This window comes from Zobellella iuensis (genome assembly GCF_016746085.1).
GTDB classification, from domain to species: domain Bacteria; phylum Pseudomonadota; class Gammaproteobacteria; order Enterobacterales; family Aeromonadaceae; genus Oceanimonas; species Oceanimonas iuensis.
In genome coordinates, this window is record NZ_JAERTZ010000026.1 from 39531 (window position 1) to 66068 (window position 26538).

The 26538-nt window shown below is 64.9% G+C and carries 20 protein-coding genes; 3 read left to right on the top strand and 17 right to left on the bottom strand.

Translation table 11 applies throughout. The features are described 5' to 3' along the window. Positions 1-271 precede the first annotated feature (271 nt). From JKV55_RS14190 to JKV55_RS14250, 13 genes are all read right to left on the bottom strand, one after another. On the bottom strand, positions 272-2155 hold the full coding sequence (locus tag JKV55_RS14190) for a propionyl-CoA synthetase (protein ID WP_202087045.1): 1884 nt from the start codon (positions 2153-2155) through the stop codon (positions 272-274). 375 nt (positions 2156-2530) lie between these two features. Further along, on the bottom strand, positions 2531-3982 hold the full coding sequence (locus tag JKV55_RS14195) for a bifunctional 2-methylcitrate dehydratase/aconitate hydratase (protein ID WP_202087056.1): 1452 nt from the start codon (positions 3980-3982) through the stop codon (positions 2531-2533). Between the two features lie 349 nt (positions 3983-4331). Further along, a complete protein-coding gene (gene prpC / locus JKV55_RS14200) occupies positions 4332-5444 on the bottom strand; it encodes a bifunctional 2-methylcitrate synthase/citrate synthase (RefSeq protein WP_202087058.1) in 1113 nt (370 codons plus the stop codon). After that, positions 5437-6312, bottom strand: a complete 876-nt coding sequence (prpB, locus tag JKV55_RS14205) for a methylisocitrate lyase (protein WP_202087060.1) — start codon at positions 6310-6312, stop codon at positions 5437-5439. Before prpB ends, prpC begins: the two co-directional genes overlap by 8 nt. After that, positions 6309-6956, bottom strand: a complete 648-nt coding sequence (locus tag JKV55_RS14210; protein WP_202087062.1) for a GntR family transcriptional regulator — start codon at positions 6954-6956, stop codon at positions 6309-6311. The genes prpB and JKV55_RS14210 overlap by 4 nt, the downstream gene beginning before the upstream one ends. A gap of 456 nt (positions 6957-7412) precedes the next feature. Next, a complete protein-coding gene (locus tag JKV55_RS14215) occupies positions 7413-9314 on the bottom strand; it encodes a putative bifunctional diguanylate cyclase/phosphodiesterase (RefSeq protein WP_369409655.1) in 1902 nt (633 codons plus the stop codon). Between the two features lie 2 nt (positions 9315-9316). Next, positions 9317-9859: a putative pterin-binding protein gene (locus tag JKV55_RS14220; RefSeq protein ID WP_202087064.1), complete on the bottom strand. Its 543-nt coding sequence runs from the start codon at positions 9857-9859 to the stop codon at positions 9317-9319. A gap of 370 nt (positions 9860-10229) precedes the next feature. Then, complete coding sequence (locus JKV55_RS14225; RefSeq protein WP_202087069.1) at positions 10230-13673, bottom strand: mechanosensitive ion channel domain-containing protein; 3444 nt, start codon at positions 13671-13673, stop codon at positions 10230-10232. Between the two features lie 322 nt (positions 13674-13995). Then, on the bottom strand, positions 13996-15939 hold the full coding sequence (locus JKV55_RS14230) for a bifunctional metallophosphatase/5'-nucleotidase (RefSeq protein ID WP_202087071.1): 1944 nt from the start codon (positions 15937-15939) through the stop codon (positions 13996-13998). A gap of 96 nt (positions 15940-16035) precedes the next feature. After that, the gene (gene purU / locus JKV55_RS14235) at positions 16036-16905 is read right to left on the bottom strand and encodes a formyltetrahydrofolate deformylase (protein WP_202087073.1); all 870 of its coding nucleotides are present in this window, start codon (positions 16903-16905) and stop codon (positions 16036-16038) included. An 87-nt stretch (positions 16906-16992) separates the two neighbouring features. Then, positions 16993-17475, bottom strand: coding sequence for a GNAT family N-acetyltransferase (locus JKV55_RS14240; protein WP_202087075.1), 483 nt, complete (start codon positions 17473-17475; stop codon positions 16993-16995). Positions 17476-17511: 36 nt separating this feature from the next. Next, a complete protein-coding gene (locus tag JKV55_RS14245; RefSeq protein WP_202087077.1) occupies positions 17512-17826 on the bottom strand; it encodes a hypothetical protein in 315 nt (104 codons plus the stop codon). Next, a complete protein-coding gene (locus tag JKV55_RS14250) occupies positions 17823-19454 on the bottom strand; it encodes a Na/Pi cotransporter family protein (RefSeq protein WP_202087079.1) in 1632 nt (543 codons plus the stop codon). Before JKV55_RS14250 ends, JKV55_RS14245 begins: the two co-directional genes overlap by 4 nt. Before the next feature lie 148 nt (positions 19455-19602). Between JKV55_RS14250 and JKV55_RS14255 the strand changes: the two genes are divergently transcribed. Next, entirely contained in the window at positions 19603-20244 is a 642-nt protein-coding gene (locus JKV55_RS14255; protein WP_202087081.1) for a phosphoribosyltransferase, read from the top strand. Positions 20245-20252: 8 nt separating this feature from the next. Here the strand turns inward: JKV55_RS14255 and JKV55_RS14260 are convergent, their stop codons facing one another. Continuing rightward, positions 20253-20936, bottom strand: a complete 684-nt coding sequence (locus JKV55_RS14260; RefSeq protein WP_202087083.1) for a type 1 glutamine amidotransferase domain-containing protein — start codon at positions 20934-20936, stop codon at positions 20253-20255. Positions 20937-21136: 200 nt separating this feature from the next. On the opposite strand from JKV55_RS14260, the gene JKV55_RS14265 reads away from it, so the two are divergent. Beyond that, on the top strand, positions 21137-22399 hold the full coding sequence (locus JKV55_RS14265; protein ID WP_202087085.1) for a lytic murein transglycosylase: 1263 nt from the start codon (positions 21137-21139) through the stop codon (positions 22397-22399). A gap of 33 nt (positions 22400-22432) precedes the next feature. Here JKV55_RS14265 and JKV55_RS14270 read toward each other — a convergent pair whose 3' ends face one another. Together JKV55_RS14270 and JKV55_RS14275 are read right to left on the bottom strand one after the other, a co-directional pair. Beyond that, positions 22433-24223, bottom strand: a complete 1791-nt coding sequence (locus JKV55_RS14270; protein ID WP_202087087.1) for a methyl-accepting chemotaxis protein — start codon at positions 24221-24223, stop codon at positions 22433-22435. Positions 24224-24448: 225 nt separating this feature from the next. Further along, the gene (locus JKV55_RS14275; protein ID WP_202087089.1) at positions 24449-25060 is read right to left on the bottom strand and encodes a LysE family translocator; all 612 of its coding nucleotides are present in this window, start codon (positions 25058-25060) and stop codon (positions 24449-24451) included. A gap of 108 nt (positions 25061-25168) precedes the next feature. Here JKV55_RS14275 and JKV55_RS14280 point away from each other — a divergent pair, with 108 nt between their 5' ends. Further along, positions 25169-26182, top strand: a complete 1014-nt coding sequence (locus JKV55_RS14280; protein WP_202087092.1) for a GlxA family transcriptional regulator — start codon at positions 25169-25171, stop codon at positions 26180-26182. Here the strand turns inward: JKV55_RS14280 and JKV55_RS14285 are convergent. Continuing rightward, the gene (locus JKV55_RS14285) at positions 26091-26450 is read right to left on the bottom strand and encodes a cupin domain-containing protein (protein ID WP_202087094.1); all 360 of its coding nucleotides are present in this window, start codon (positions 26448-26450) and stop codon (positions 26091-26093) included. The two genes, JKV55_RS14280 and JKV55_RS14285, sit on opposite strands and share 92 nt — an antisense overlap. Positions 26451-26538 lie beyond the last annotated feature (88 nt).

The following is a 26538-nucleotide window of genomic DNA, read 5'->3' on the forward strand; positions in this document are numbered from 1 at the left end:
AGTAAGATTCCCGAGGGGGTGAAGTAAGATTCCCGAGGGGGCGAAGTAAGATTCCCGAGGGGGCGAAGTAAGATTCCCGAGGGGGCTAAGGGAGATTCCCGAGGGGGCTAAGGGAGATTCCCGAGGGGGCTAAGGGAGATTCCCGAGGGGGCGAAGGTAGATTCGAGGGGTGATTAGCAAGAATGACGAGGGAGAAATGGCTGAATAGCGCTGTCGGGGCGAGGCCGGCTAGCATTCCCACGCCGGGCGTGGGAATGCGGTAACGAAAAGGCTAGCGCCGGGACTGCAATACCCGGGCGATGTCTTCCAGGCTGGCGGGATCCTCTATGGTGGAAGGCAGGGCCCAGGGTTCGCCGTCGGCCATCTGGCGGATGATCCGGCGCAGTATCTTGCCGGAGCGGGTCTTGGGCAGGCGGCCGACCACCAGGGCGGCCTTGAAGCAGGCCAGCGGACCGATACGCTGCCGCACCAGGGCGATCAGCTCCTCGACGATTTGCCCGGGCGGAGTGTGCACCCCGTCCTTGAGCACCACCAGCCCCAGGGGCTGCTGGCCCTTGAGCTCGTCCTGCACCCCCACCACGGCGCATTCCGCCACCGCCGGGTGGCCGGCCAGCACCTCTTCCATCTCGCCGGTGGACAGCCGGTGGCCGGCCACGTTGATAACGTCGTCCACCCGCCCCATCACGAACAGGTAGCCGTCTTCGTCCAGGTAACCGCCGTCGCCGGACACATAGTAACCGGGAAAGGAGTTGAGATAGCCCGCGCGGTAGCGGTCGTGGTTGCGCCAGATGGTGGTCAGGCAGCCGGGCGGCAGCGGTTCGCGCAGGGCGATCAGTCCCTGGGTGTTGGCCGGCACCGGCTGGCCCGCCTCGTCCAGCACCTCGACATTGAAGCCCGGCACCGGCAGGGTGGCGGAGCCCGGTTTGATGGCATGGGGCTCCAGGCCGATGGGGTTGGCGGCGATGGGCCAGCCGGTTTCGGTCTGCCACCAGTTGTCGGTCACCGGCCGGCCGGTATGCGTCATCACCCATTCCAGGGTGGGCGGATCCAGCCGCTCGCCGGCCATGTAGATATGGCGCAGCCTTGCCATGGGGTAACGCCGCACACCCTCGCCGGCGGGATCTTCCTTCTTGATGGCGCGAAAGGCGGTGGGCGCCGAGAACAGCACGCTCACCCCGTATTCGTCGCACAGCCGCCAGAAGGCGTCCGGATCCGGGGTTTTCACCGGCTTGCCCTCGTAGAGAATGCTGGTGCAACCCCTGAGCAAGGGGCCATAGACGATATAGGAATGGCCCACCACCCAGCCCACGTCCGAGGCGGTGAACATCACCTCGCCCGGCTTGAGGTCGAACACCGCCGCCATGCTGAAATGCAGCGCCACGGCATAGCCGCCGCTGTCGCGCACCACCCCCTTGGGCTTGCCGGTGGTGCCCGAGGTGTAGAGGATATAGAGCGGATCAGTGGCCCGGACGGGCACGCAAGGGTGGGGCTCGGCCCGGGCGAGCAAGGCCTGCCAGTCCAAATCCCGCTCTTCGGCAAGCACCGCCTCGCACTGGGGCCGTTGCAGCACCACCACCTGCTCCGGCTTCCAGCGGCTGTCCATCACCGCCTTGTCGACCAGGGGCTTGTAGGGAATGACCTTGTTCACCTCGATGCCGCAGGAGGCGGTGAGCAGCACCCTGGGCTCGGCGTCCTCGATGCGCACCGCCAGCTCGTGGGCGGCGAAGCCGCCGAACACCACCGAGTGCACCGCCCCCAGCCGGGCGCAGGCCAGCATGGCCATGGCGGCCTCGGGGATCATCGGCATGTAGATAACGACCCGATCGCCCTTGCCCACCCCCAGCCCGGCCAGCATGCCGGCGACCTTGGCCACCTCGTTGCGCAATGAAAGATAGCTGTAACGGGCCTTCTGGCCGGTGACCGGCGAGTCGTAGATGAGGGCGGTGTCGCCGCCGCGCCCGGCCTCGATATGATGATCGAGCGCCATATGGCAGAGATTGAGTTCGCCGTCGACGAACCAGCGGTCGATGCCGTTGCCGTCCTTGGCCAGTATGGTCTGGGGAAAGCGGAACCAGTCGAGCTTTTCCGCCTGCTCGCGCCAGAAGTTTTCCGGCTGTTGCCGTGCCGAATCGTGGTAGTGCCGGTAGGTAGACATCGATGTCCTCCTGTAAGCAAAGTGGCGCCGGCCCCTCCCCTGGGCCGGCGGTGGATGGTTGTTTCGTATTCGGGGTGGGGTTGTTCATCACTCCCGCGTACTGCCGTCACTCCCGCGCACCACCCCGTCACTCCCGCGCAGGCGGGAGTCCATTTATCCCTGCGGATCAGCCGTCGTTATCCGCCTGTGTGCACCCTGCCCTGGATCCCCGCCTTCGCGGGGATGACAGGGGGATACGCGGGGATGACAGGGGAATGCACGGGGAGAACGGAAGATATGCGGGTACCGCGAGGGAGGGTTAGTCTCCCCAGTTCCCAGTTCCCAGTCCCCAGTCCCCAGTCCCCAGTCCCCAGTCCCCAGTCCCCGCCATTATCTTCAGTTGATCACAAACAGCGCCATAAACTCCTGCACCGGGGTGGCCTCCAGCCGTTGCTGATCCAGACAGAGATCCACTATCTGCCGGCAGCGGCCCAGGGGGAAACGGGTCTGCAGGTTGCGCAGGAACTTGCGCTCCAGCACCGGTATGCCCTCGGCCCGGCGGCGACGGTGGCCGATGGGGTATTCCACCTCCACCTTGTCGGTGCTGGTGCCGTCCTTGAAGAACACCTGGATGGCGTTGGCGATGGCGCGCTTGTCGGCCTCCAGGTACTCGGCGCTGTAGCGCGGCTCTTCCACTATCTCCATCTTGTCGCGCAGGGCGTCGATGCGGCTGTCGCCCCGGTGGAAGTCGTCCTCGTAGTGTTCGGCCACCAGGTCGCCGTACAGCAGGGGCACGGCAATCATGTACTGCAGGCAGTGATCCCGGTCCGCCGGGTTGGCCAGATCCCCCACCTTGGAGATGATGCGGATGGCGGACTCGTGGGTGGTCACCACGATGCGATCGATGTCACCGATGCGGTCCTTCACCTGGTGGTGCAGGCGCACCGCGCACTCCACCGCGGTCTGGGCGTGGAACTCGGCGGGGAAGCTGATCTTGAACAGCACGTTTTCCATCACGTAGCTGGAAAATGGCTGGTTGACCTTGAAGCTTTCACCCTTGAACAGTACGTCGTAATAGCCCCATTTGGGTGCGGTCAGCACCGAGGGCAGGCCCATCTCGCCCTTCATGGTGATCATGGCCAGGCGCACCGCCCGGGCGGTGGCGTCCCCCGCCGCCCAGGACTTGCGCGAGCCGGCGTTGGGGGCATGGCGGTAGGTGCGCAGCGAGCAGCCATCCACCCAGGCCTGGGACAGGGCGTCGATGATCTGCTCCCGGCTGCCGCCGAGCATTTTGGTGACCACGGCGGTGGAAGCCACCCGCACCAGCAGCACGTGATCCAGCCCCACCCGGTTGAAGCTGTTTTCCAGCGCCAGCACGCCCTGGATCTCGTGGGCCTTGATCATGGCGGTGAGCACCTCCCTCATGGTGAGCGGCGCCTTGCCCTGGGATACCGCCACCCGGCTCAGGTAGTCGGCGGTGGCCAGGATGCCGCCCAGGTTGTCGGAGGGATGGCCCCATTCGGCGGCGAGCCAGGTGTCGTTGAAGTCGAGCCAGCGGATGATGCAGCCGATATTGAAGGCGGCGGTCACCGGATCCAGCTCGTGGGAGGTGCCGGGCACCCGGGCGCCGTGTTGCACCGTGGTGCCGGGTACGAGCGGCCCCAGGTGCTTGGTGCACTCGGGAAAGCGCAGCGCCAGCAGGCCGCAGCCCAGGGTGTCGATCAGGCAGTTGCGGGCGGTGTCGTAGGCCTCGGCGGAGTCGATCTCGGTGTTGGCCACATAGTCGGCGATGGTGACCAGCAGTTGATCGGGATCGGGTCTTTGGTTCAGGTCGAAATTGGCGCTCATCTTGGTGTTCCTTGGTTGGTCTGAATGATTGTTCCGTCAATGGGTGGTCGACTGAAGTCGACCCTACGGCCGGCTGGGGCGCGGGTCTTGTCCTCCGCAGGGAGGGCGGCCCGCCCGCCTGGCGTTGAACCGGAGCCTGGGTGTGTTTTTCAGGACCCTGGATCCCCGCCTTCGCGGGGATGACATACCGTCACTCCCGCGGTTTCTCCATCACTCCCGCGGTTTCTCCGTCACTCCCGCGAAGGCGGGAGTCCAGACCGGAGGGCAGCGCAGAGGTACAGGCTTTATGGATCCCCGCCTTCGCGGGGATGACACTCCACATCCGGCTTCCAGCCTCAAGCTTCCAGCTTCAGCGCTGCGCTATCGGTACCCACTGCTGGTGGCCCGGGCCCACGTAGTCGGCGCTGGGGCGGATGATGCGATTATGGGCGCGCTGCTCCATGATGTGGGCGGTCCAGCCGGTGACCCTGCTCAGCACGAAGATGGGGGTGAACAGCTTGGTGGGAATGCCCATAAAGTGATAGGCGCTGGCGTGGTAGAAGTCGGCGTTGGCGAACAGCTTCTTCTCCCGCCACATCACCTGCTCCACCCGCTCGGACACCGGGTAGAGCACCCGGTCGCCCACCGCCTGGCCCAGCTGTTTGGCCCAGGGCTTGATGATGGCGTTGCGCGGGTCCTTTTCCTTGTACACGGCATGGCCGAAGCCCATCACCTTGTCCTTGCGCGCCAGCATGGCCAGCAGCTCGCGCTCGGCCTCGTCCGGGCCGCTCCATTGTTCGATCATCGCCATGGCCGCCTCGTTGGCGCCGCCGTGCAATGGGCCGCGCAGGGTGCCGATGGCGGCGGTCACCGCCGAGTGCAGATCGGTGAGGGTGGAGGCGCACACCCGGGCGGCGAAGGTGGAAGCGTTGAATTCGTGCTCCGCATACAAAATCAGCGAGCAGTGCATCACCTTGACATCCAGCTCCGGCGGGGTGTGGCCGCGCAGCATGTGCAGGAAGTGGCCACCGATGCTGTCGTCGTCCAGGGCGGTGTCGATGCGCACGCCGTCGTGGGCGTAGCGGTACCAGTAGCAGATCATCGAGGGCAAGAGCGCCAGCAGCCGCTCCGCCGCCTCCTGCTGCTCGCTGAACTTGTGTTCGGTTTCCAGGTTGCCGAGCAGGGAGCAGCCGGTGCGCAGCACGTCCATGGGGTGGGCCGAGGCGGGGATCTGCTCGAGCACGGTGCGCAGCGCCGCCGGCAGGCCGCGGTTGGCGCGCAGCCGGGCCTTGAAGGCGGAAAGCTCGCCGGTGTTGGGCAGGTAGCCCTTGAGCAGCAGGAAGGCCACTTCCTCGAACTGGGCCTTGGCGGCCAGATCCTCGATATCGAAGCCCCGGTAGGTCAGGCCGGAGCCGGTCTTGCCCACGGTACAGAGGGCGGTCTGGCCGGCGCTCTGGCCGCGCAGTCCTTCGGTGTTAGTCATGGTTTCCTCCTTGTGCGAACAGTACATCCAGTTTGGCTTCATAGTCGTGGTAGCCCAGGGTCCGGTACAGCTCCTCCCGGGGCTGCATCAGTGCCACCGCCTCGCGCTGGTGACCGTCCTGCAGGATGTGGCGGTAAACGGCCTCGGCGGCCCGGCTCATGGCGCGGAAGGCCGACAGCGGATAAAGCACCATGGCCACCCCGGCGCCGGCCAGCTCGGCCTGGCCGAACAGGGGCGTCTTGCCGAATTCGGTGATGTTGGCCAGCACCGGCACGCCCACGGCGTCGCAGAAGGCGCGGTACTGCTCCAGGCTCTCCATCGCCTCGGGGAAGATCAGGTCGGCGCCCGCCTCCACGCAGGCCAGGGCCCGCTCTACGGCGCTGTCCATGCCCTCCACCGCCAGGGCGTCGGTGCGGGCCATGATGGCGAAGCGGCTGTCGGTGCGGGCGTCCACCGCCGCCTTGATCCTGTCCACCATCTCCGCCCGGGACACGATGGCCTTGTTGGGCCTGTGGCCGCAGCGCTTCTGCGCCACCTGATCCTCGATATGGATGGCCGCCACCCCGGCCCGCTCCATCTCCTTCACGGTACGGGCGATGTTGAAGGCGCCGCCGAAGCCGGTGTCCACGTCCACCAGCAGCGGCAGCGGGCTGGCGGCGGTGATGCGGCGGGCGTCCTCCAGCACGTCGTTGAGGCTGGTGATGCCCAGATCCGGCAGGCCGAAGGAGGCATTGGCCACCCCTGCCCCCGACAGGTACAGGGCCCGGTGCCCGGCCTGCTCGGCCTGCATGGCGCTGTAGGCGTTGACGGCGCCGACGATGGCCAGGGGCCGGGATGACGCCATGGCGTCGAACAAACTCTGCTTCATTGCATTTCCTCCTGGAATTGGGCCAGCAAATGGTTGCGACTGCGGGCCACGTGGCGACGCATCAACAGCTCGGCCAGCTCGCCGTCGCCCTGGAGCACGGCGTCCAGGATCTGGCGATGCTCCCGCAGGGCGAGCCGGGGGTCGGAGTGACGGTAAGAAAGACGATGGCGGTACATGCGCAGCAGCTGGTACAGCTCATCGCACAACAGGCCGACCAGCATCCGGTTGTGGCTGGCCTTGAACAGCAGGTAGTGGAAGTCCTCTTCTCCCTGCTGGCGCAGGTAGACTTCCTGGCTGTCGACAAATTTCTGGTGCTCGTCCAGCAGCCGGGTGAGGGACTCGGCCTCTTCCCGGCTGATGGCGACGGCGGCCAGGCGGCAGGCCATGCCCTCGAGCGCCTCGCGCACCGCGAACAGCTCGGTCAGCCCCTCGGCGGTGAGTTGCACCACCCGGGCGCCCTGGCGCGGCAGCCGCTCCACCAGGCCCAGTCCTTCCAGCCGCAGCAGGGCCTCGCGCACCGAGCCCCGGCCCACCGCGTAACGGCGGGCCAGCTCGGGCTCGGACAGTTTGGTGCCGGGGGTCAGTTCGCCGCTGATCACGGCTTCCACCAGGCGGGGGGTCAGATCTTCACTGAGTACGGACATGATGTTGTCGACATTTCAGTTTCACATAACTAAAAAATAGCAGGTTATTAGCAAGATGAAACAAAAGTTGTCGACAAAAGTAACGAAAGAGGAGATCGCGCACATTTCGACCAAGGTCGTATTGTGGTGAGGAGTGAGCCGTAGGACCGAATTTATTCGACCACAATCCGGCGCCGGCGTGGGAACGGTCCGTTGAAGCGGACCTACGGCAGGCCCGGCGTAGCCGGCGACCGTAGGGTCGAATTTATTCGACCAAACCCCGGCAGCGGCGGTGGGATGGTCCGTTGAGACGGACCCTACGGCCAACCCGGCGTCCATTTGTAGGGTCGAATTTATTCGACCACAATCCGGCGCCGTTGGTGAAAGGGTCGATTGCAATGGACTCTACAGCTGGAGCGCGGGTGGCCCGACCTCCGCGCGGGTGGCCCGACCTCCGCGCGAAAGGCGATCCCCTGCTCAAACGGACAGGGCATAGGGCCGGCCATCCCGGGCCAGCCAGCCGGCCACCGCCTCCGCCGGCATCGGCTTGGCAAGCAGATAGCCCTGTCCCAGCTGGCAGCCCAGCTGCTGCAATCTCTGCTGCTGTTCAGGCAGCTCTATGCCTTCGGCGGTCACCGCCATCTCCAGGCTCTGGGCCAGGGTGACGATGGTCTTGACCAGGTCGAACGCGCGCTGGTCTGTCGACAGATCGGCGACGAAGGATTTATCGATCTTGAGCTTGTTGACCGGCAGCTGGCGCAGGTGGCTGAAGGAGGAATAACCGGTGCCAAAATCGTCCAGCGCAATTTCCACCCCGATCCGGCGCAGCTCATGCAAGGTATCGAGGGAGCCAGCGGTGTCCCACAGGCTGGTATCTTCGGTGATCTCCAGCACCAGGGCCGCGGCACTGATGCCGGTTTCGCGCAGGGTATGCGCCACCGCGGCCGCCAGTTGACCACGCATAAACATGGTGGGGCTGATATTGACATTGACCTTGAGCCCGTCGAAGCCCGCCAGTTGCCACTGGCGCAACTGCCGGCAGGCCCGGTACAGCACCCACTCGTTGAGCGCACGCGCCAGGCCGTGGTGCTCGGCCACCGCTATCAGCTCCAGCGGGCTGACATGGCCGAATTCCGGCGACTGCCAGCGCAGCAGCGCCTCGAGGGACTCGATACGGCCGGTGTCCAGGCGGAAAATGGGCTGGTAGTGCAGCGCCAGCTCGTCTTTCTCCAGCGCCGCCTGCAGCCCCACCGCCAGTTTCTGCCGACGCAACCGCCGTTCATCCATGCCCAGTTCGAACAGCTGCACCGCGCTCTGGCGGTTGTGCTTGGCATGATACATGGCGGTATCCGCATGGCTCAGCAACTCGGGCATGGTGGTGCCGTGATCCGGGTACAGGCTGGTGCCGATGCAGGCCAACGGCGACAGGCAGCCGTCGTTGAGCCGGATTTCCCGCGACAGCGACTGCCAGAGGTGCGAGGCCATCTGCTCCGCCTCGACGGGATCGGCCAGCCGCTGCTGTATCACCACGAATTCATCGCCGCCCAGCCGGGCTACCTGCCCCTGATCGCCGATGGCCTGGCGCAGGCGGGAGGCGATCACCCGCAGCAACCTGTCCCCCACCTCGTGCCCCAGGCTGTCGTTGATCGCCTTGAACTCGTTCAAATCCACCATATGTACCGCTATCCGGTGGCGCTCCTTCTGGGCTGTGGTAATGGCGTTGCCCATCAGCTGGTAGAAATACATGCGGTTGGGCAGGCCGGTCAGCATGTCGTGGAAGGCCAGGTGGCGGTTGCTCCGGTTTTCCCGCAGCAGCAGCCATAGCATCAGGCCGCCGCTGAGCAGCAGGCCGGCCAGATACAGCATGGAGCGGACACGGATATCCTGGATGATATTGAGCTGATGCCAGACATTGGCCCCGGAGAAGCTTTCCACATTGACTTCCCGGGTCAGGGTCCGGTAGACGGCCAGCTCCTGCTGCAGGGCGAGAATGCCGGCCCGGTCGGCCGCGGTCAACCCGTAGACCCGCTCCTCCCACAACACCAGTTGCGCCCGGAAGCGGCGCAGCAGGGGCATCATGCCGGGCTGCTCCCGCAGCGGCTGGCTTTCCTCCCCCTTCAGCAGCACCTCGATCCGGCTCCACAGCAGCTCGAAGCGCAACTGAAGATTGGCTTCGTCGTTGGTGCCGGCCATCAGTTCGGTCAGGGCATGATCGAATTTCAGCGACTCCGTTTCCAGCTCGGAACTGGCCCAGCCGACGGCCTTGATGGTGGCCGATACATACTGCACCACATCCAGATCCCGGTTATAGCTGTACAGCGAACTGAAGCCGAACAACAGGGCCACCGCGGTCAGCAGGAGCAGCTTGAGTTTGTTCACGATCAGCGGATATCCAGGGTTCTGAGCTGCCACACCATCATTTCGTGATGCTGTTTGGTATTGAGCTCGGGGGAATCCGAGAGTGGCAACAGTATCCAGATCGGGCCTTTGTCGCGAATTTTCATCACTTCCCCATCCTGGTGGGTGGCCAGCAGCACCGGCAAGCGTGCGGCCGTCGCCCCGTCGATATCCACATGATACTGATTCAGTGCCAGCGCCCTTATTGTTTCCCCGTCGGCCGCCGCCACCCGAGCCAGCAGATCCTTCAGCAGCACACCACGATAGTGATGTACACCGTCGGTCCAGGGCGTCTGGGTATTGAATTCGTGCTGGGGCAGCTGCGCCAGCATGGCCAGGTCGAAGTCGGCCCGGCTATCGGCGTTGGTCTCCCCTACCTTGCCGGTTACGCTGAGCAGCACCGGCCCCAGGGCCGCCGGCAGAGGTTCTACCGCCGCCACTGTGCCATGGCACAGGCCGAACAGCAGGCACAGGGCGTAAAGGGGACGCCGTAGTCCGTCCCCGAATAACGACTTCGTCGGAAGCATGGTGATACCTCTTATCATGAGGGACTCATAAGAGTTTAGATAGCCGTTCCCGTTTTAACAGGGGGCATGCAATAAAAGTCGCAGATTAAAGCAGTCGGAAATCGAAGTCGAGCTGATCCGGGCACCAGGGCAAAGCCCCGGACGAAAGGGACTCACTCAACGTCAACTCTCGACAAATAACGACATTGGGGCCGGCCGGCTGGCTGCCGGCATATGCACTTCAAACTCTCTTTCCGCCCGGAGAAACCACCATGGAACTGCTTCCGACCCTGGCCACCGTGCTGTGGTTGCTCCTGCCCGTACTGTCGTTTCCGCTCACCCCGGGCGCCCTGCCCCCTTACGGCAAGCCAGGGCCCGGGCGGGCTGAGCCTCAGGCCGGTTTGCCCCCGGCCTCCCCATTCCCCGTCTCACGCGGCAGATGGCGGATATGCAGATCCATCTGCGGGAAGGCGATTTCGATGCCCGCTTGGCGGAAGCCCTTGAGGATGGCGAAGTGCAGCTCGCTGATGGTGACATTGCGGTCCTTCATCTTGTCCACATGGGCGCGCAGCTCGAAGTTGAGGGCGCTGTCGCCGAACAGGTTAAAGAGCACAGTGGGGGCCGGATCTTCCAAGGTCAGGGGATGGGCCAGGGCAAGCTGCTCCAGCAATTCCTTGACCTTGTCCACATCGGCGTCGTAGCTCACCCCCACCTTGATCACGATGCGGGTGACGTTGTCGGACAGAGTCCAGTTGATCAGCCGCTCGGTGATAAAGGCCTTGTTGGGCACCACTATCTCCCTGTTGTCCCAGTCGATGATGGTGGTGGCACGGGTGCGGATGCGCGCCACCGTGCCGCTGTATTCGCCGATGGTGATGGTATCCCCCACCCGCACCGGACGCTCGAACAGCATGATGATGCCCGACACGAAGTTGGCCACCACTTCCTGCAGGCCGAAGCCCAGGCCCAGGGTCAGGGCCGCCACCATCCACTGCAGTTCGCTCCAGCGCAAGCCGAGCAGGGAAAACACGGTGATCACCGCCATCACCGCCAGGGCGTAGCGCAGCAGGGTGGTGACGGTGTAGCTGTGGGCCGCGTCCATCAGGCTACTGCGGGCCAGCAGTATCTCCACCAGGCCGGGCAGGTTGCGGGAGGCCAGCAGGTAGACGCCGCCGAGGAAGAAGGCCAGCAGGAAGTCCTGCAGGCTGACCGCACTCAGCACCTCGGCGTCCCCCACCGTGATGGTACGGGACCAGAGCGTCACCCCGTCGAGCCAGGTCAGGGCCGGCAGCACCTCGGCCCACACCCAGAGCAGCGCCACCACCAGGCCGGTGGCGGTGGCGGTGCGCAGCAGGGTACGGGTCTGCTGGTTGATGTGCTCCAGGCTGAGATGGGGATCGGGCAGCTCGACATTGCCTTCGGCGGGGGTCTTCTCCTCTTCCGCCTCCCTCGCCTTCTGCTCGCGCCGGCGGCGGAGCAGCAGGTGCACCTCGCTCAGGATCAGAGCCCGGGCGGCCAGGCTGTAGGCCAGCCAGACCAGGCCCAGCACCACCAGGCTGTCGATAAAGCGGGGCAGCAGTTCGGCCACGGTGATCAGGTAACCGCTCAGGATCAGCACACCCATGGCCGCGAACAGCAGGCTCATGCCGAGCCGCAGCAGGCGCCGCTGATGCTCGCTGAGGAAACCGGGCTCCTGCCTGGGGGGCGGCGCCAGCAGCTGCCAGGTGGCCAGGCCGTTCACCAGGGTGCTCAGCAGCAGGCAAAGGCGGCCGAACACATCGTAAACGCCTTCGTCCGGGTGGGCGAAGCTCAGGGACAGCAGCAGGATGAACAGCAACTGCAACGGCAGGAACCAGGACAGCACGATGCGCAGCCGCGCCACCAGCAGGGGGTGCCAGTCGAAATGCACCCTGCCCAGCCCGCCCTTGCGGGTGAAGGACAGGAACAGATGGCCCACCAGCCACCAGAGGGCGATATTGCGCAGGGTCACGGCCAGCACCTCCACCGCCGGATCCGACTCGGACAGCCCCGCCGGCCGCAGGGAGGCGGCCAGCAGCAACACCGGCACCGGCAATACCCGCAGCAGGCTCCAGCCGATGGCCTTGAAGGTCAGGTTGATGTTGTCGGTATAGCGATGGGAGCACTGTTCCGCGATCTGCGCCAACTGCCCCCGGCTGTTGCGGCCCCACCAGGCCAGCAGGCCCGCCAGCGCCACTACCAGTGCCGTTCCCAGCGGATTGGCCACCACCACCAGCCAGAGCACGGCCACCAGCGAACGCCAGTTGCCCGGGGTGAGCAGGCTCAGCAGGGCGTCGGGTATCCGTTTCAGCCAGTCCAGATCGATCACCGAGTGGCTGGGCCACCACAACAGACTTTCGCCCAGCACCTGATCCAGCTCCGTCACCAGCCGGTTCACCTCCCGCAGCCGCACCTCGTTCTGGCGCAGCTGCTCGCTGAGCTGGTCTTCCGCCTGCAACTGCAGGCTCAGGATCTGGAACTTGATCCTGTTCAACTCGCTCCGGGCCGGGTCCTCGGTCAGCAGCGGTGGCTGGGCCTCCAGTCCCCTGAGCTGGTCACGCAGGGAAATGCTGCGCAGCCGGGACTGGGCCAGTTCCCGCTCCAGTTCCCGCAGGGAAAAACGGGATTCCTTGTACTCGTTGAGCCGGCGCCGCTCATCCAGGAACTGCACGCCCAGGGCCTCGGTCAAGCCGCCGATGTCGAGCCGCTCGCGAATGCTGCCCAGGGTCTGGCCCAGCCGGGTCTCCCGCTGGCCGTAGTCGTCCCGCCGCGCCTGCAGTACCCGCAGCTGTTCATAGGCCGCCGCCACCCCGTCGATATTGCCGCGCAATGCTTCCAACTCGGCGGAGAAGCGGCCGGCGGCCTCCGGCTCGCGCTCGGTCAACTGGTGCAGCTCCACGCTGAGCGCCCGCAACTCGGCGGAAGAACGCTGGTTGAATTCGGCTTCCAGCACCTGCAGGTGCAGGCCGAGCAACCGCCCCGCCAGGCCCAGGGCCTGGCTTTCCAGCCGCAGCAGCTCCAGCCGCACCGGCGCCGTCCTGGCATCGAGCTCGGCAGCCAGCAGCCGGGCCTGCTGCCGCCGCTGGGTTGCCAGCTTCAGCTGCTCCACCGCCTCGGCCAGGCCGGGCTGTTGTTCCGCACCGGCCGGCACCGCGACCTCTTCCACCGGCTGGCGCCGGATCTCCTCCAGGCTTTGCTGCTGGTCGCGCAACTGCTCTTCGAGCCGGGCCTGGGCCTGCTGTTTCTGCTCCAGCTCGCTCAACAGCCGGCTGTGGCGGATGTTGTACTCGCCGATATCGCTTTCGATGCGGGTGAGGGAGATATCCTGTGCGCCGAAGTCGGTGAGCAGACGACTGAACTCGTCCAGCTGCTGTTGGGCCTGGCTCAGCCGTTCGTCAAAATTCCGTGCCAGCTCAACCCGCTCCAGCGCCCCCTTGAGCCGGGCCGTGGCGCTTTTTTCAACCTCCATCACCTGCTGCCAGAGCTGGCGTTCCTCCTCGGACAGGGCTTCGTTTTCCAGCTGCTGGCCGGCCCCGGTAGACAGCTCCTGGCCCAGCCAGGCCTGGGCCTCGGTGTCGTCGATGGCGGCGACCTGGGTCTCCAGTTGTTCACGCCCCAGCGCCAGGGCCGTGCGCAACTCGGGCAACTGCCGCATCAGCACCAGGGCGGCACTGTTTGGATCGGCTTGCTGTGCCTGGGCCTGGGTCTGGGCCTGGGCCTGGGCCTGGGCCTGGGCCTGGGCAGGCAGCCCCCACCACAACAGCAGACAAAACAACCAGCCGGTGACACCTAAACCGGCAATAGCGGAACGACGCATAGACAGCCACACACTCGAGGAGAAAAACAGGGCTAGATGATACGTCAGAAGAGCCGGGCTCGGCGAGCCCCGGAATAAAACGGGGATTGGGGATTGGGGATTCGGGATTGGGGATTGGGGATTGGGGATTCGGGATTCGGGATTGGGGATTCGGGATTCGGGATTCGGGATTCGGGATTCGGGATTCGGGATTCGGGACTCGGGACTCGGGACTCGGGACTCGGGACTCGGGACTCGGGACTCGGGACTCGGGACTCGGGATTGAAGGCCGGAACCGGGAACCGGACAATCCCCAGTTCCCGGTTCCCAGCCCCAATTTCGGTCAGAGCCGGTTAAGGGTAATGCCCGACTCCGGCAGAGCGGTCAGCACCGGCCGCTGGTTGCGCACGTAATCGACGAAGGCCTGGGCGTCGGTGTTGCAGCGCACCCCCTGGGCCTTGCAGTCCAGCGGCTGGTTGATGTAGTGCACCTGCACCCGGCCGCCGTCGGTCTTGCTCAGGCGGGCCACCGGGAAGGCCGCCAGCCGGCCGTTGACGAAGGCCAGATCCAGCCGGTCGGTCAGCACCTGCTGGGACTCATAGAGGGTGTTCCAGCCATCGTTGCCGGAGGCGTTGTAGCTGGTCATCACCACCTGGTAGCTGGCTTGCGGATCGAGCCGCTGCCACTGGCCGTCGCGCCGGACCTCGATGCGGCTGAGGAAGCCCCTGTCCTTGCCGGTTTCATCGAACTGGTAGCGCAGGCCCGCCGCATAGGGGAACTTGCCGGTGTGGGCCCCCTCGGGCAGGGAAGCATTGATGGTCTCCAGCAGCAGGCCCGCCACCTGGCGGCCGGTGAGGGAAACGATGCTCATGGCGTTGGAGAAAGGCAGCAGCTCCAGGGTGACGTGGCCTTCCTTGAGCTCACCGGGTTCCAGGCTGTTGCGCACGCCGCCGGCGCCGACCAGGGCGAAATCGGCCTGCCGGCCGGTGACCGCCCGCACTTCGGGCCTGTTGGCCCAGTACAGCTGGCTGGCCGCCACCAGCGGAGCCACTTCGGAACCCTGGCCGGCCACCGGCATCCGCACATGCCGGAGTTCGGCGGGCACATGGCCGATCACCCGGCCATAGGCCCGGTCCAGGGCCGGCTTGTAGTTCTCGTCGATATGGGCGCGCAGGGCCGGGTCTTCCGCCACTATGGCGATATTGGGCTGGGCCTCGATATAGGCGGCGACCCGCTCGGCGTCCTGGCCGGCCAGGCGGTGCTGTTCGGCCCGGCGGATGTCGCGGAAGAAGGCGTTGTCGGACAGCAGGGTATTGCCGCCCTCGCAACGCAGCAGTTGGCCGTCGGGGGTCAGGGTCAGGTCCACCCGGCCCATGGCCTGGGCGTACTGACCGGCCTGCACCACGCAGGTCTTGCCACGGCCATCCTGGTTGGTGAACACCTGGGCATAGGGTTCATTCTGATCCCAACCCAGGTTGCGGAAATCACCGAGCAAGCTGTGGGAGTGGCCGCCCACGATCAGATCGATGCCGTTCACTTCTCTCGCCAGGCGCTGATCCCGCTCCAGTCCCAGGTGGGTGATGGCGATGATGTTCTTCACCCCCATCTCGCGCAGGTGGCGCACGGTGCGCTGGGCACCCTGGACTTCCCGCTCGAAAATCAGCTCGCCCACGTTGGGGGCGATATCGGGCATGTCTTCCAGCACCACGCCCATCACCGCCACCACGGGCCGGCGGCCGGCGTCCTTCATGGTCTCGACCCGACGCTTCCTGTTGCCGTCGAAGGCGTACAGCACATAGGGCTTGAGGTTGTCGAGCTCCGCCAGGTGCGGATCCCGACTGGTATCCAGGTTGGCGGCCAGCACCGGGAACTCGACACTTTCGATAAAGGCGGCCAGGCGTTCGTTGTTGAGATCGAACTCGTGGTTGCCCAGCGCCATGGCGTCGAGCTGCATCCGGCTCAGCACATCGGCGTTCATGGCCCCCTGGTTGAGCTTGAAGTAACCGGTGCCCTGCCAGGCATCGCCGCCGTGCAGGAACAGCAGCGGCTGATTGGCGGCGGTCGCCTGTTCGCGCAGGGCGTTGGCATGGCTCAGCAGACGGGGATGCCCCCCCAGGCGGGTGAACAGGGCCCGGTTGTCCAGCTCCAGTCGTGCATCGGTGGCATCGAAATGGGAATGGGTGTCGTTGATATGGGCCACGGTCAGGGTAAAGGGCTGATCCGGCTGCTGGCTGGCGCAACCGGCCAGCGCCAGGGCCAGTACCCCGGCCACTATGCTTTTATTCATGGATGGATAAACTCCGTTTATTGATAAATGTCGTGCTCTTGGGTTCTGCGTGCCTGGTCGAATAAATTCGACCCTACGATACCCCTGCCGCAGGGCTCAACTGGTAAAGACCACCGTCTTGCCGTTGTGCAGAAACACCCGGCGCTCGATATGGTACTGCACCGCCCGGGCCAGGGTGATGCATTCGATATCCCGCCCCTTGGCGATCAACTGCTCCGGGTAATGGCTGTGGTCCACCACTTCCACCCCCTGGGTGATGATGGGGCCCTCGTCCAGATCGTTGTTGATGTAATGGGCGGTGGCTCCCACCAGCTTGACGCCCTTGTCGTAGGCCTGGTGATAGGGCTTGGCGCCCTTGAAGCCGGGCAGCAGGGAATGGTGGATATTGATGGCCCTGCCATTGAGCGCTTCGCACATGGCCGGGCTCAATACCTGCATGTAACGCGCCAGCACCACCAGGTCCGCTTCGCACTCCCCGATGATGCCGAGCACCTGGGCCTCCTGCTCGGCACGGTTATCCTCGCTGACCGGCAGGTGATAATAGGGAATATGGTGCCAGTCGGCCAGGCGCTGCAGATCCGGGTGGTTGGAGATGATGGCCGGGATCTCGATGGCCAGCTGGCCGGTGCGGTAGCGATAGAGCAGATCGTTGAGGCAGTGATCGAATTTCGACACCATGATCACCACGTTGGGCCGGTGGCGGGTGGCGGTCAGTTCCCACTGCATGTCGAACTGTTCGGCCCGGGGGCGGAAGCCGGCGCGGAATCCCTCTTCGTCGAAGGCGGGCTCCCGGGGCGGACGGAACTCGGCCCGGATAAAGAAATGCTCGCTGATGACGTCGTCGAAGGTCTGCATTTCCACCACGTAGCAGCCCTGCTCGCGCAGGTAGCGGGTCACCACATCCACGGTACCCAGGCTGCCCAGGCAATGGGCGGTCAGATAATAGGTGTCTTTCGGCTTGGCCACTAATACTCTCCCTACCCCAAATAAATGATCTGCCCCTCGGGGTGCAGGCCGCTATTTTGCGGTAATCCGCGCCATTGTGCCAGCGGCTCAGGCGACAGGGGGAGCCAGCGGCTTCTCCATCATGAAACGGGTAAAAGCATGGCCGCCCCGGTTGACCTGCTGCTGGGTCACCAGCCGGAAGCCGCGCTGCTCGAAGACAGGCCGCGACAACAGGCTGGCGTCGGTATGCAGCAGGCCGACCCCGCGCCTTTGCGCCTCCCGCTCGATATCGGCACAGAGCCGGCCGGCCAGGCCCCGGCCGGTGTGCCCGGCCAGCACATAGAGCAGGGCCAGGTGATCGTCCGGGTAGAGGGTGGCGAACGCCACCGGTATCTGCTGGAAGGCCATGACCCGGGTGTAGCCGTCCCGGATCAGGGCCTTGAATTCGTCGGCATAGAGGTAGGGGAACGACGCCCACACCGAGACCTGCTCATCGCTGTAGCCCTGGTGCCCCTGTGCCATCACCGCGTCGTGATAGATAAGCTCCAGGCTGCTGAGATCGGTCTCTTGATAGTCTCTGATCAGGTACATGGCGGCTCCGAGGGGGTGACCGGTCCGGGAGGTCTGTTAATTCTTGTCCGACCCGTCGGGCTTGTCCAACCATTGCAGTTTCAGCTCCTTGCGACGGGCGCTGAAGGCCAGTACCCCGCCGGCGATACAGACCATAAGGCCGAACACCCAGGACGCCTGCGGCCCCCACAGCATGACACCGGAACCGGATAAGAGCAAAACGAATCCCATCAGCTTGGCGCGGGTGGCGCGGCCGTTCACCGCCAGGCGGGCACCGCAATGGGGACAACGGAAATGCACATTGAGCCCCCGGTTTTCCCGCTCGGTGACCTGGGCGGGGCGGATCAGTTTTTCACAACAGGGACACTTCACGCATTTTCCTCATCTGGTAATAATTCCGGCCCGGCCTCGACCAGGCTGCCGGGAGCAATTTTGTCCGTACCGGCCAGGCCCTGCAAGTAAAACAGGCAGCGCTCCCCATGATAACTCAAGCGCTCGCAGCTGCGCGCCAGGGTCAGGCCGTCGAGGGTGGCTTCCATCGCCAGCTTGCGGGTGGCCGAAGACTGCAAAATGGACAACCGGATATCCTGGTTGTGCTCGCGCAGGGCCTGCAACGCCAGTTCGATATCGTCTTCGGGTTGCTGATCGGTCAGCGCCTGGGCGGCATTGAGCAACAAGCCGGCCAGTTCCCGGGCATGCTGGCTCAGCGGGATGATCGCCTGCACCTGGGGCTCCCAGCGGATCTTGAGCGCCTCGTGGGCGCACTGGCGCACATGGTCGAGCAGATGCAGGCTGGCGTTGAGCCGGTTGAGCACCTCCCCTTCCGCCTCCGGCAACCGGGCCAGGTAGCGGGCCACCACCTCGGTGGCGTCCCGGGCCTCGTCCAGATTGGCCACCACGAAACCGGCCTCCTCGTTGCGCAGCCGGGCTGCGGTGTTCTGCAACACCACCTGGGCGCACTGGCGCAGGGTAAGATGGGCCGCCTCCACCGCCAGGGAGGGCACCACCTGCATACTGGCGTCGAGGTGGCGGGTCAGGGCGGGGCGCGGCTCCGGCAGCAGCCGCTCGGCCAGGGCCGCCAACTGGGCGGTAAAGGGCAGGAACAGCGCCGCCCCCAGCAGGTTGAACAGGGTATGGAAGGCGGCCAGGGTCAGGGCCTGGTCGTCGCCCAGGCCATCGCCGGTGAGCCAGTCGGCCAGGTAAATCAGCAGCGGCAGGATAAAGAAGGCCAGGGTGCCGGCCCCGATATTGAACAGGATATGGATAAGGGCGGTACGCTTGGCGGCGATGGTGGCACCGATGGCCGCCAGGGCGGCGGTAAAGGTGGAGCCCAGGTTCTGGCCGATGACCATGGCCCCGGCCTGCTCCAGGGACAGGGTACCCGAGGCCAGGGCCGTCAGGGTGATGGCCAGGGCGGCGCTGGAAGACTGCATCAGCAGCGTCATCACCAGCCCCACCAGCAGCAGCATAAAACGCGCGCCCAGGGTGGCGGCGCCGAACCGGCTGAGGTCGATACGCTCCGCCAGCCCGCCCATACCGCTTTGCAACAGGTCCAGCCCCACGAACAGCACCCCGAAACCGGCCAGGGCGATGCCGGCCGAAGCCAGACGTCCCTTGCCCAGCAGCCGCAGCAGCACACCGACGCCGACCAGCGGCAACAGCAGGCTGCCGATGGACAGCTTGAGCCCGAGCAGGGACACCAGCCAGCCGGTGCTGGTGGTGCCCAGGTTGGCGCCGATCACCACGCCGATGGCCTGGCTCAGGGACAGCAGACCGGCCGACACGAAGCCGATGGTGGCCAGGGTGGTGGCGTGGGAAGACTGCACCAGGGCGGTGATGGCCGCCCCGCTCAGTACCGCCTTGACCCTGGAGCCGGTCAGCCGGCCCAGGGTGGTGCGCAGCCGGTCTCCGGCCAGGGCGGTCAGTCCCTCGGTCAGCAGTATCATGCCCAGCAGGAAGAGGCCGATGCCGCCGAGCAGGGTGCCGATGGTGGTGAACATGGGTCAACAATATCCCTGTGCTGATGATGCCTTGCGGCCCGACAAAACAGCGATGATAACAAAGCCTGGCCGGGCCATCTGCCGGGGCGGGCGGATTTTGCCGGATTTTTGCTAGGGTTAAGACAGGAGTCACCACAGGAGCACCGCCATGTCCCCCTTCCTCCACCGCCGCGCCGCCGGCCAGGCCCTGGCCAGGGCCTTGCAGCACTACCAGGGCCACCCGGGTTTACTGGTGCTGGGCTTGCCCCGGGGCGGGGTGCCGGTGGCCTATGAAGTCGCGAAGGCACTGGGCGCCCCGCTCGACGTACTGCTGGTGCGCAAGCTCGGCCACCCCCATCATGAAGAGCTGGCCATGGGCGCCATCGCCTCGGGCGATATCCTGGTGTGGAATCCGAAAATCCTCGGTGCCGGGGGCATCGACCAGGCCCAGATAGAGCGGGTGATCCGCCGGGAGCGGGCAGAGCTCGAGCGCCGGGAACAGGCCTACCGGGGCGCTACCCCGCCGCTGGCGCTGACCGGTGCCACCGTGCTGCTGGTGGACGACGGCCTGGCCACCGGGGCCACCATGGAGGCGGCGGTGCGGGCAGTCAAAAGCCAGCGGCCGGCACGGCTGGTGGTGGCGGTGCCGGTGAGCTCGCTCGAAGCCAGGGCCCGGATCCGGGCCCTGGCGGACGAGTTCGTCGCCCTGCTGGCCAGTGCGGAATTCGGCTCGGTCGGCCAGTATTATCTCGATTTCGGCCAGACCGAAGACCAGGAAGTGCGAGAACTGCTGGCCGCCGCGGCCGGATAACGCCGGATTTACCCTTCCAGCTCCAGCAGGACCAGCTCGGCGACCGGCCCGCCGGAGGCCGGGTTCTGCCCGGTGACCAGCCGCTGGTCGCTCACCGCCAGTGGCAACCAGGGTGCTTCCGCCTTCTGGTAGAGGGCGCCGCGTTTGACCAGCTCATCTTCGGTGAGAAAAGGCACGAACTGGTCCAGCTCGGCCAGCTTCTCTTCCTCGTTGGAAAAACCGGTCACCTCCTTGCCCTTGATCAGCAGGGAGCCATCGGCCAGCCGGATATTGAACAGGCCGGCGGCCCCGTGGCAGACGGACGCCACTATGCCGCCCCCTTCGTAGATACGCTGGCCGATCAGCTGCAGCGCCTCGTTGTCGGGAAAATCCCAGATAACGCCGTGGCCACCGGCATAATAAACCACCCCATAGTCATCCGGATCGACCTCGGCGGGGCTGAGGGTCGAGCCCAGCCGGTTCATAAAGGCCTTATTCTGGTACCATTGCCAGTCCAGCTCGTCGGCCATGGCCAGGCTGTGGGGATCTATGGGGGTGTAGCCGCCCCTGGGGCTGACATAGTCGACCCGGTAGCCGGCCTCTTCCATCTTGCTGACAAAATGCACCGCTTCGCCCAGCCACAGGCCGGTGGCCCGGTTCAGGTTGGGATACTTTTCCACGCTGGTCACCACCACCAGAATTTTCTGTTTCATCGCTCCTTCTCCCTGCCGTCGGCAATCTGTTACCAGTGCAAGCTTAGTCCCGGTGCCGCCAAATTGGTCATCCCTTGTTCACCCTTCCCCCTGCCGGGCCCGGAGCCGGACTCCTTGCTCCATGGATACCGCAAAGCCCTTTAATTTTTCCCAACTTGGGATATGCTGCGGGCAGTCAAGCCAACAGACGGGATAAGAATTTGAAGCAAGCTTACCTCAGTGCCCTGGTGATCGGCGCCGTGCTCAGCGGCTGTGCCGGCCAGGCCGAAACCTCCCAGCCGGCCCCGGCCCCCGCCGCCACCCAGCAACCGGCGGCCGCCACCCCCTTGCCCAGCGCGGCCGAGCAACAGAGCTTTGCCGCCTGGCGGCAGGATTTCCGCGGTCGCGCCCTGGCCGCCGGCATCCGCCCGGCGGTGTTCGACGCCGCCTTCAGGGACGTCAGGCTGAACCAGGAAGTGATGCGCCTGGACGGGCGCCAGGCCGAATTCACCAAGCAGATTTGGGAATACCTGGACACCGCCACCTCCGCCACCCGCGTCAGCAACGGTCGCCAGAAATGGCAGGAACTGGCCCCCACCCTCAGGGCCATCGAGGAGCGCTACGGGGTGGATGCCAAGGTCGTCATGGCCATCTGGGGCATGGAAACCAACTACGGCTCTTTCCGGGGTAATACCGGCATCATCGAAGGTCTCGCCACCCTGGCCTACGAGGGCCGTCGCCGCAGCTTTGCCGAAGAACAGCTGATCGCCGCGCTCAAGATACTGCAGTCGGGCGATACCAGCCCGGAGCGGATGCGCGGCTCCTGGGCCGGGGCCATGGGCCACACCCAGTTCATGCCCACCAGCTACCTGCAGTACGCCCAGGACTTTACCGGCGACGGCAAGCGGGACATCTGGGGCGAGGATCCCACCGATGCCCTGGCCTCCGCCGCCAACTACCTGGCCCGCTTCGGTTGGCAGCACGGCGCCCCCTGGGGGCTGGAAGTGAAGCTGCCGGCCGGCTTCGACTACGGTATCGCGGATCAGGACAACCGCCGGCCCGTGGCCTACTGGCGCGACCGGGGCGTGACCACCCTCGACGGCCGCCCCCTGCCGGATCACGGCGAGGCCGCCATACTGGTGCCCGCCGGCGCCCGCGGCCCGGCCTTCGTCGTCTTCAACAACTTCCGGGTGATCCGCCGCTACAACAACGCCACCTCCTATGCCATGGCGGTGGGCCACCTGGGCGACAAACTGGCCGGCGGCGGCGAGTTCCGCACCCCCTGGCCCCGGGGCGAGCGCGCCCTGAGCCGGGCCGAAAAGGAAGAATTGCAGCGCCGCCTGAGCGCCCGGGGGTTCGACACCAAGGGTACCGACGGCGTCATCGGGCCCAACACCATCAGCGCCATCCGTGCCTTCCAGCAGTCCATCGGCCAGGTGGCCGACGGCTATGCCAGCGAATCGCTGCTGAAGCGGCTGCGTTGAGGTTAAGGACAGGGCCGAAGGGCCCTGTTTTTTTCAGGCCGCCTTGTCCGCCAGCTGGCTGGCGTCGAAGCCCATGATCAGGGAGCCCCAGTGTTTACCCTTGATATACAAGGGAATGGAAAGATCATTGATGACTTCACCGGTGTTGCGGATATAGCTCTGCAACAGGAAAGGCTTTTCATGGTTGCAGCGCCGACGCTCCTGGCGGCTGTGGTTATAGAGCCGGCGGTGGCGGCAGTGGATATTGTCCCTGTCCTTGTCACCGGTCAGTGGCTGGGAGTTTTTACCGTGATGCACCGGGATATACCCTTTGGTGTCCACCCCCACCACATAAATAAACTCCGGATGTTCCTGGATAAAGCGGTCATAAAGCGCCTGCAGCTCGCCTTCCATCGCCGTGACATAGCCCGTCATAAACTGGGCCGGCTCCTGCCCCGGATTGACCGGCCGGTAGTTCTGGTCAAAAAGGTTGACGCCCTTGTCCTGGAGCCGCTCCAGCACGGTACTCACTTCGTCCGCCCACCTGGTCCCGAGTTGGGTCATGCGTTCGAAGCCCCCCTGCCCCACGATAAACTGCGACAGCAGCTCCAGGGTGGCTTCGGTGGAATGTTCCAGGGACGAGGAAAAATCCTGCGACTGGGTCATATTGTCTTTCATGGCAGAAGACAGTTCGGCGATGGACTCCACATGCTGGTGCGATTCCTTATTGGTATAAGAAAGTTCATCCAGGGCGGCGGAAATGGTGGTGAGCTGCTGGCTCATCTGTTCAAAGTCCTGCACCATGCCGCCGAACTGATCCCGGTTTCGGCTCATGAACGCATCCGTTTCCTGAACGTGCAGCCTGATGGTGTCGGCCCCTTCACGCGTGCTCTGTACCAGGCTGGTCATTTCACCGATGTTGCGGTGTATCTCCTGGGTGGCATCGCCCACCTTGCGGGCCAGGTTGCGCACTTCGTCCGCCACCACGGCAAAACCTCTCCCGGCCTCGCCGGCACGGGCCGCCTCTATGCTGGCATTCAAGGCCAGCAGGTTGGTTTGCTCTGAGAAATCCTGTACCAATCCCAGGATATTCTGAATGTTCCTGGAATTCTGGCTCAGTGTGTTGACGGTTTGGCTGAATTGCTGGGTCAGACTCTCCACCGCCTTGATCTTGTCCACGGCCAGGTGCAGCTCCTCGCTCGACTGGCGGACATCCGTCAGGTTGCGGGTGGTTTGCTGGCTGATATTGACCGTGTTGGCGGCGATTTCCTCTACGGCCAGGGTCGCCTGCCGGCTGGACTCGAAAATCTGCTGGGCAATACTTTCCTGCCCGGCAGAGGAATGGCCGGCATGAGCAATCATTTGCTGCAGGCGGGTGGCATTGATGGCCACGCTGATCGAATTCGACCGGGCTTCGCTGATCATGGCTTTCAGCTTGTCGGAAAAATCGTTATAGCTTCTGGCCATCAGGGAAATTTCATCGAAGGTATAGTCGGGCAGGGTTGCCGATATATCGCCGTTTTTATCCTTTACCGCCTGCAATGCCCGGGTAATATCCCTGATGGGCCTGACAAAGATTTCACGCATGAAAAACACGATAAAAACCCCGACCGCAAGGGTCAGCACCGTGCCCGCCACCATCAGCCACCAGAACTGCTGCAGGATTTGCTCCGCTCCGGCAGTATTCCCCTCCAGTCCGCGGACTTCATTGGTCAATTGATTTACATAGAACAGGGAAATGACTATCAGCAACAGCGGGGGCAGTAACAGCGCAATCACATTCCCCACGATTTTACGGGTAAGGGTATACCAAAACGTCTTTTCTATGGTTCGGTAGAGGCTCATCCTGATACTCTCATCATTGTTATTATTCCGTTAAACAGCTTAATGCCCATGCCGCACCATACGAATCGGAGCGTCGGCATGGGATCAAGCCACCCCCATGAGCGGCCATTGGGAATGGGTGGGTGAAAGACAGCAGGAAGTGTCATTTCAGCCGCAACATTCTAGGCAATATTTATGATCACGCCACCACTTCATGCGGAAACTTTGAGCCCCATCGCGTCCTCGCTAGCGGCTGAGCGGCAGCCAGCCCCCAATCAGCATAAAGAGGCCACCGCAGACTCTGTTGAACCCCTTTCCGCTGCGCTGCAGCCAGCCGGAAACCCGACCGGCAAAACCGGCGATAGACAGTTCGGTCAGGCATTCCACCAGGGCAAAAGTGGCCGCCATGATGACGAACTGCCACCAGAGGCTGGCCGCGGGGTCGATAAACTGGGGCAGGAAGGCGGCGAAAAACAGCATGACCTTGGGATTGGCCAGGGCCGAGAAAAAGCCCTGGCGGGCCATGGCCCAGCCATTCACCTCGCCCCCTGGCTGCCCCATGCCGCCACCCGGTGCCGGCGAACGCCACACCTGCACCCCCAGCCACACCAGATAGAGGCCGCCGACAAGCTTCATCACCAGCAGCAGCTCCCCGGCCAGGCTCAGCACCGAGGCGATGCCGAACATCGACAGCCCGATCACCCCCACGAACCCCAGGGCGCCGCCCCCTATGGTGGCCAGGGTTTTGCCCGACCCGTAGAGGGCGCCGTGGGTCAGCGCCAGCAGGCCGTTGGGGCCGGGGGTGAGGGAAAGGCCGATGCTGGCGGCCAGGTAGATAAGCCAGGTATCCAATGCCATGGTAGGACTCCGTTATGGGTTGCTAGGCACGATTATGCGGCTTTCCCCCCTTTCATTCTTCGTAAAAATAAGACATAAAAAGGGAATATTTGGACATATGGAGCCTCCATGCCGAGCCCCGACGTCGGTTTCTTGCTGCTGCCCCTGCCCGGCTTCGCCCTGCTGCCCTTCGGCGGCTTTCTCGACAAGCTGCGTTTTTCCGCCGACGACGAGGATCACAGCCGCCAGCGCTATTGCCGCTGGCGGATACTGGGACTGGAGCCGGAGGAAAGGGTGACCGCCAGCTGCGGGGTGGACATCACGACCCAGGTCACGGCCCGGGAGCTGAACTGGGCCCACTACCGCTACCTGGTGATCTTCGGCGGCCGCGAAGCGGGCCAGAGCCGGCGCCTGGCCCCGCGCTACCGGGCGCTGCTGCGCCTGGCCCGGGCCCACGGCCTTTACCTTGCCAGCATCGACAACGCCTGTTTCCTGCTGGCCGAAGCGGGCCTGCTGGCGGGGCACCGGGTGGCGGTGCACTGGCGCCACGCCCGGGAATTCGCCACCGCCTTTCCGCACATTTCCATGACCACGGAGCAGCTGTACCTGCTGGACGGCAAACGCATCAGCTGCGCCGGCGGCAGCGCCGCCATCGAACTGGCCACCGAGCTGCTCGCCCGCCACTGCGGCCGGGAACGGGCCCTGAAGGGGTTGGCGGACATGCTGGTGGACGAAACCCGCAGCCCGGGCCATCCGCTCAAATCCCGGGCAGCGGATCCCGGCACCGGTCGTCACCTGAGCCGCGCCCTGGCCCTGATGCGCCAGTACCTGGGCGCGGCCATGAGGGTGGAGGAGCTGGCCGAGCGGGTGGGTGTGGGCCGGCGCCAGCTGGACCGGCTGTTCATGGCCCGCTTCGGCCACCCGGCCCGGGCCCACTGGCAGGAGCTGCGCCTGCAGCACCTGGCCTGGCGGCTGCTGCACAGCCACCACGACCTGGCCCTGCTCGCCGAGGAAGTCGGCCTCCGGGATAGGGGCTATCTGGGCAAGGTGTTCAAGCGCCGCTTCGGCCTGACGCCGGTGCAGTATCGTCGGCAAAAAATACCGTCAGCCAGAGGGTATCCTGCTCCGGATGGGTCCAGTTGACCCTGTGCCGGCGGTGGGCGGCGATGGTCAGGTAGTCGCCGGGGCCCAGCTGCCGCCGCTCGTGGGGTTCCTCCAGCTCCAGCTCCGCCGCCCCCGCCACCAGCAGCACGAATTCGTGCTCGGGCTGATCGTACCAGAAGCCCGCGGGGGAGCTGTGGCCACGGGAGACGATGCGCTCGATGCGCACCCGGCCGTTGCCGGCCAGGGTCTGGATCAGCTCTTCGGGCAGCAGGGCGGGAATGGCGTCCTTCAGGTTGCTCTGGCTCATGGCCTATCCTTTCAAAGATCACAAAAATGGAACGAATATTCGACAACCAGGCCCGGCCATGGTTAACTGCCCCTGATTGTGAACCGGG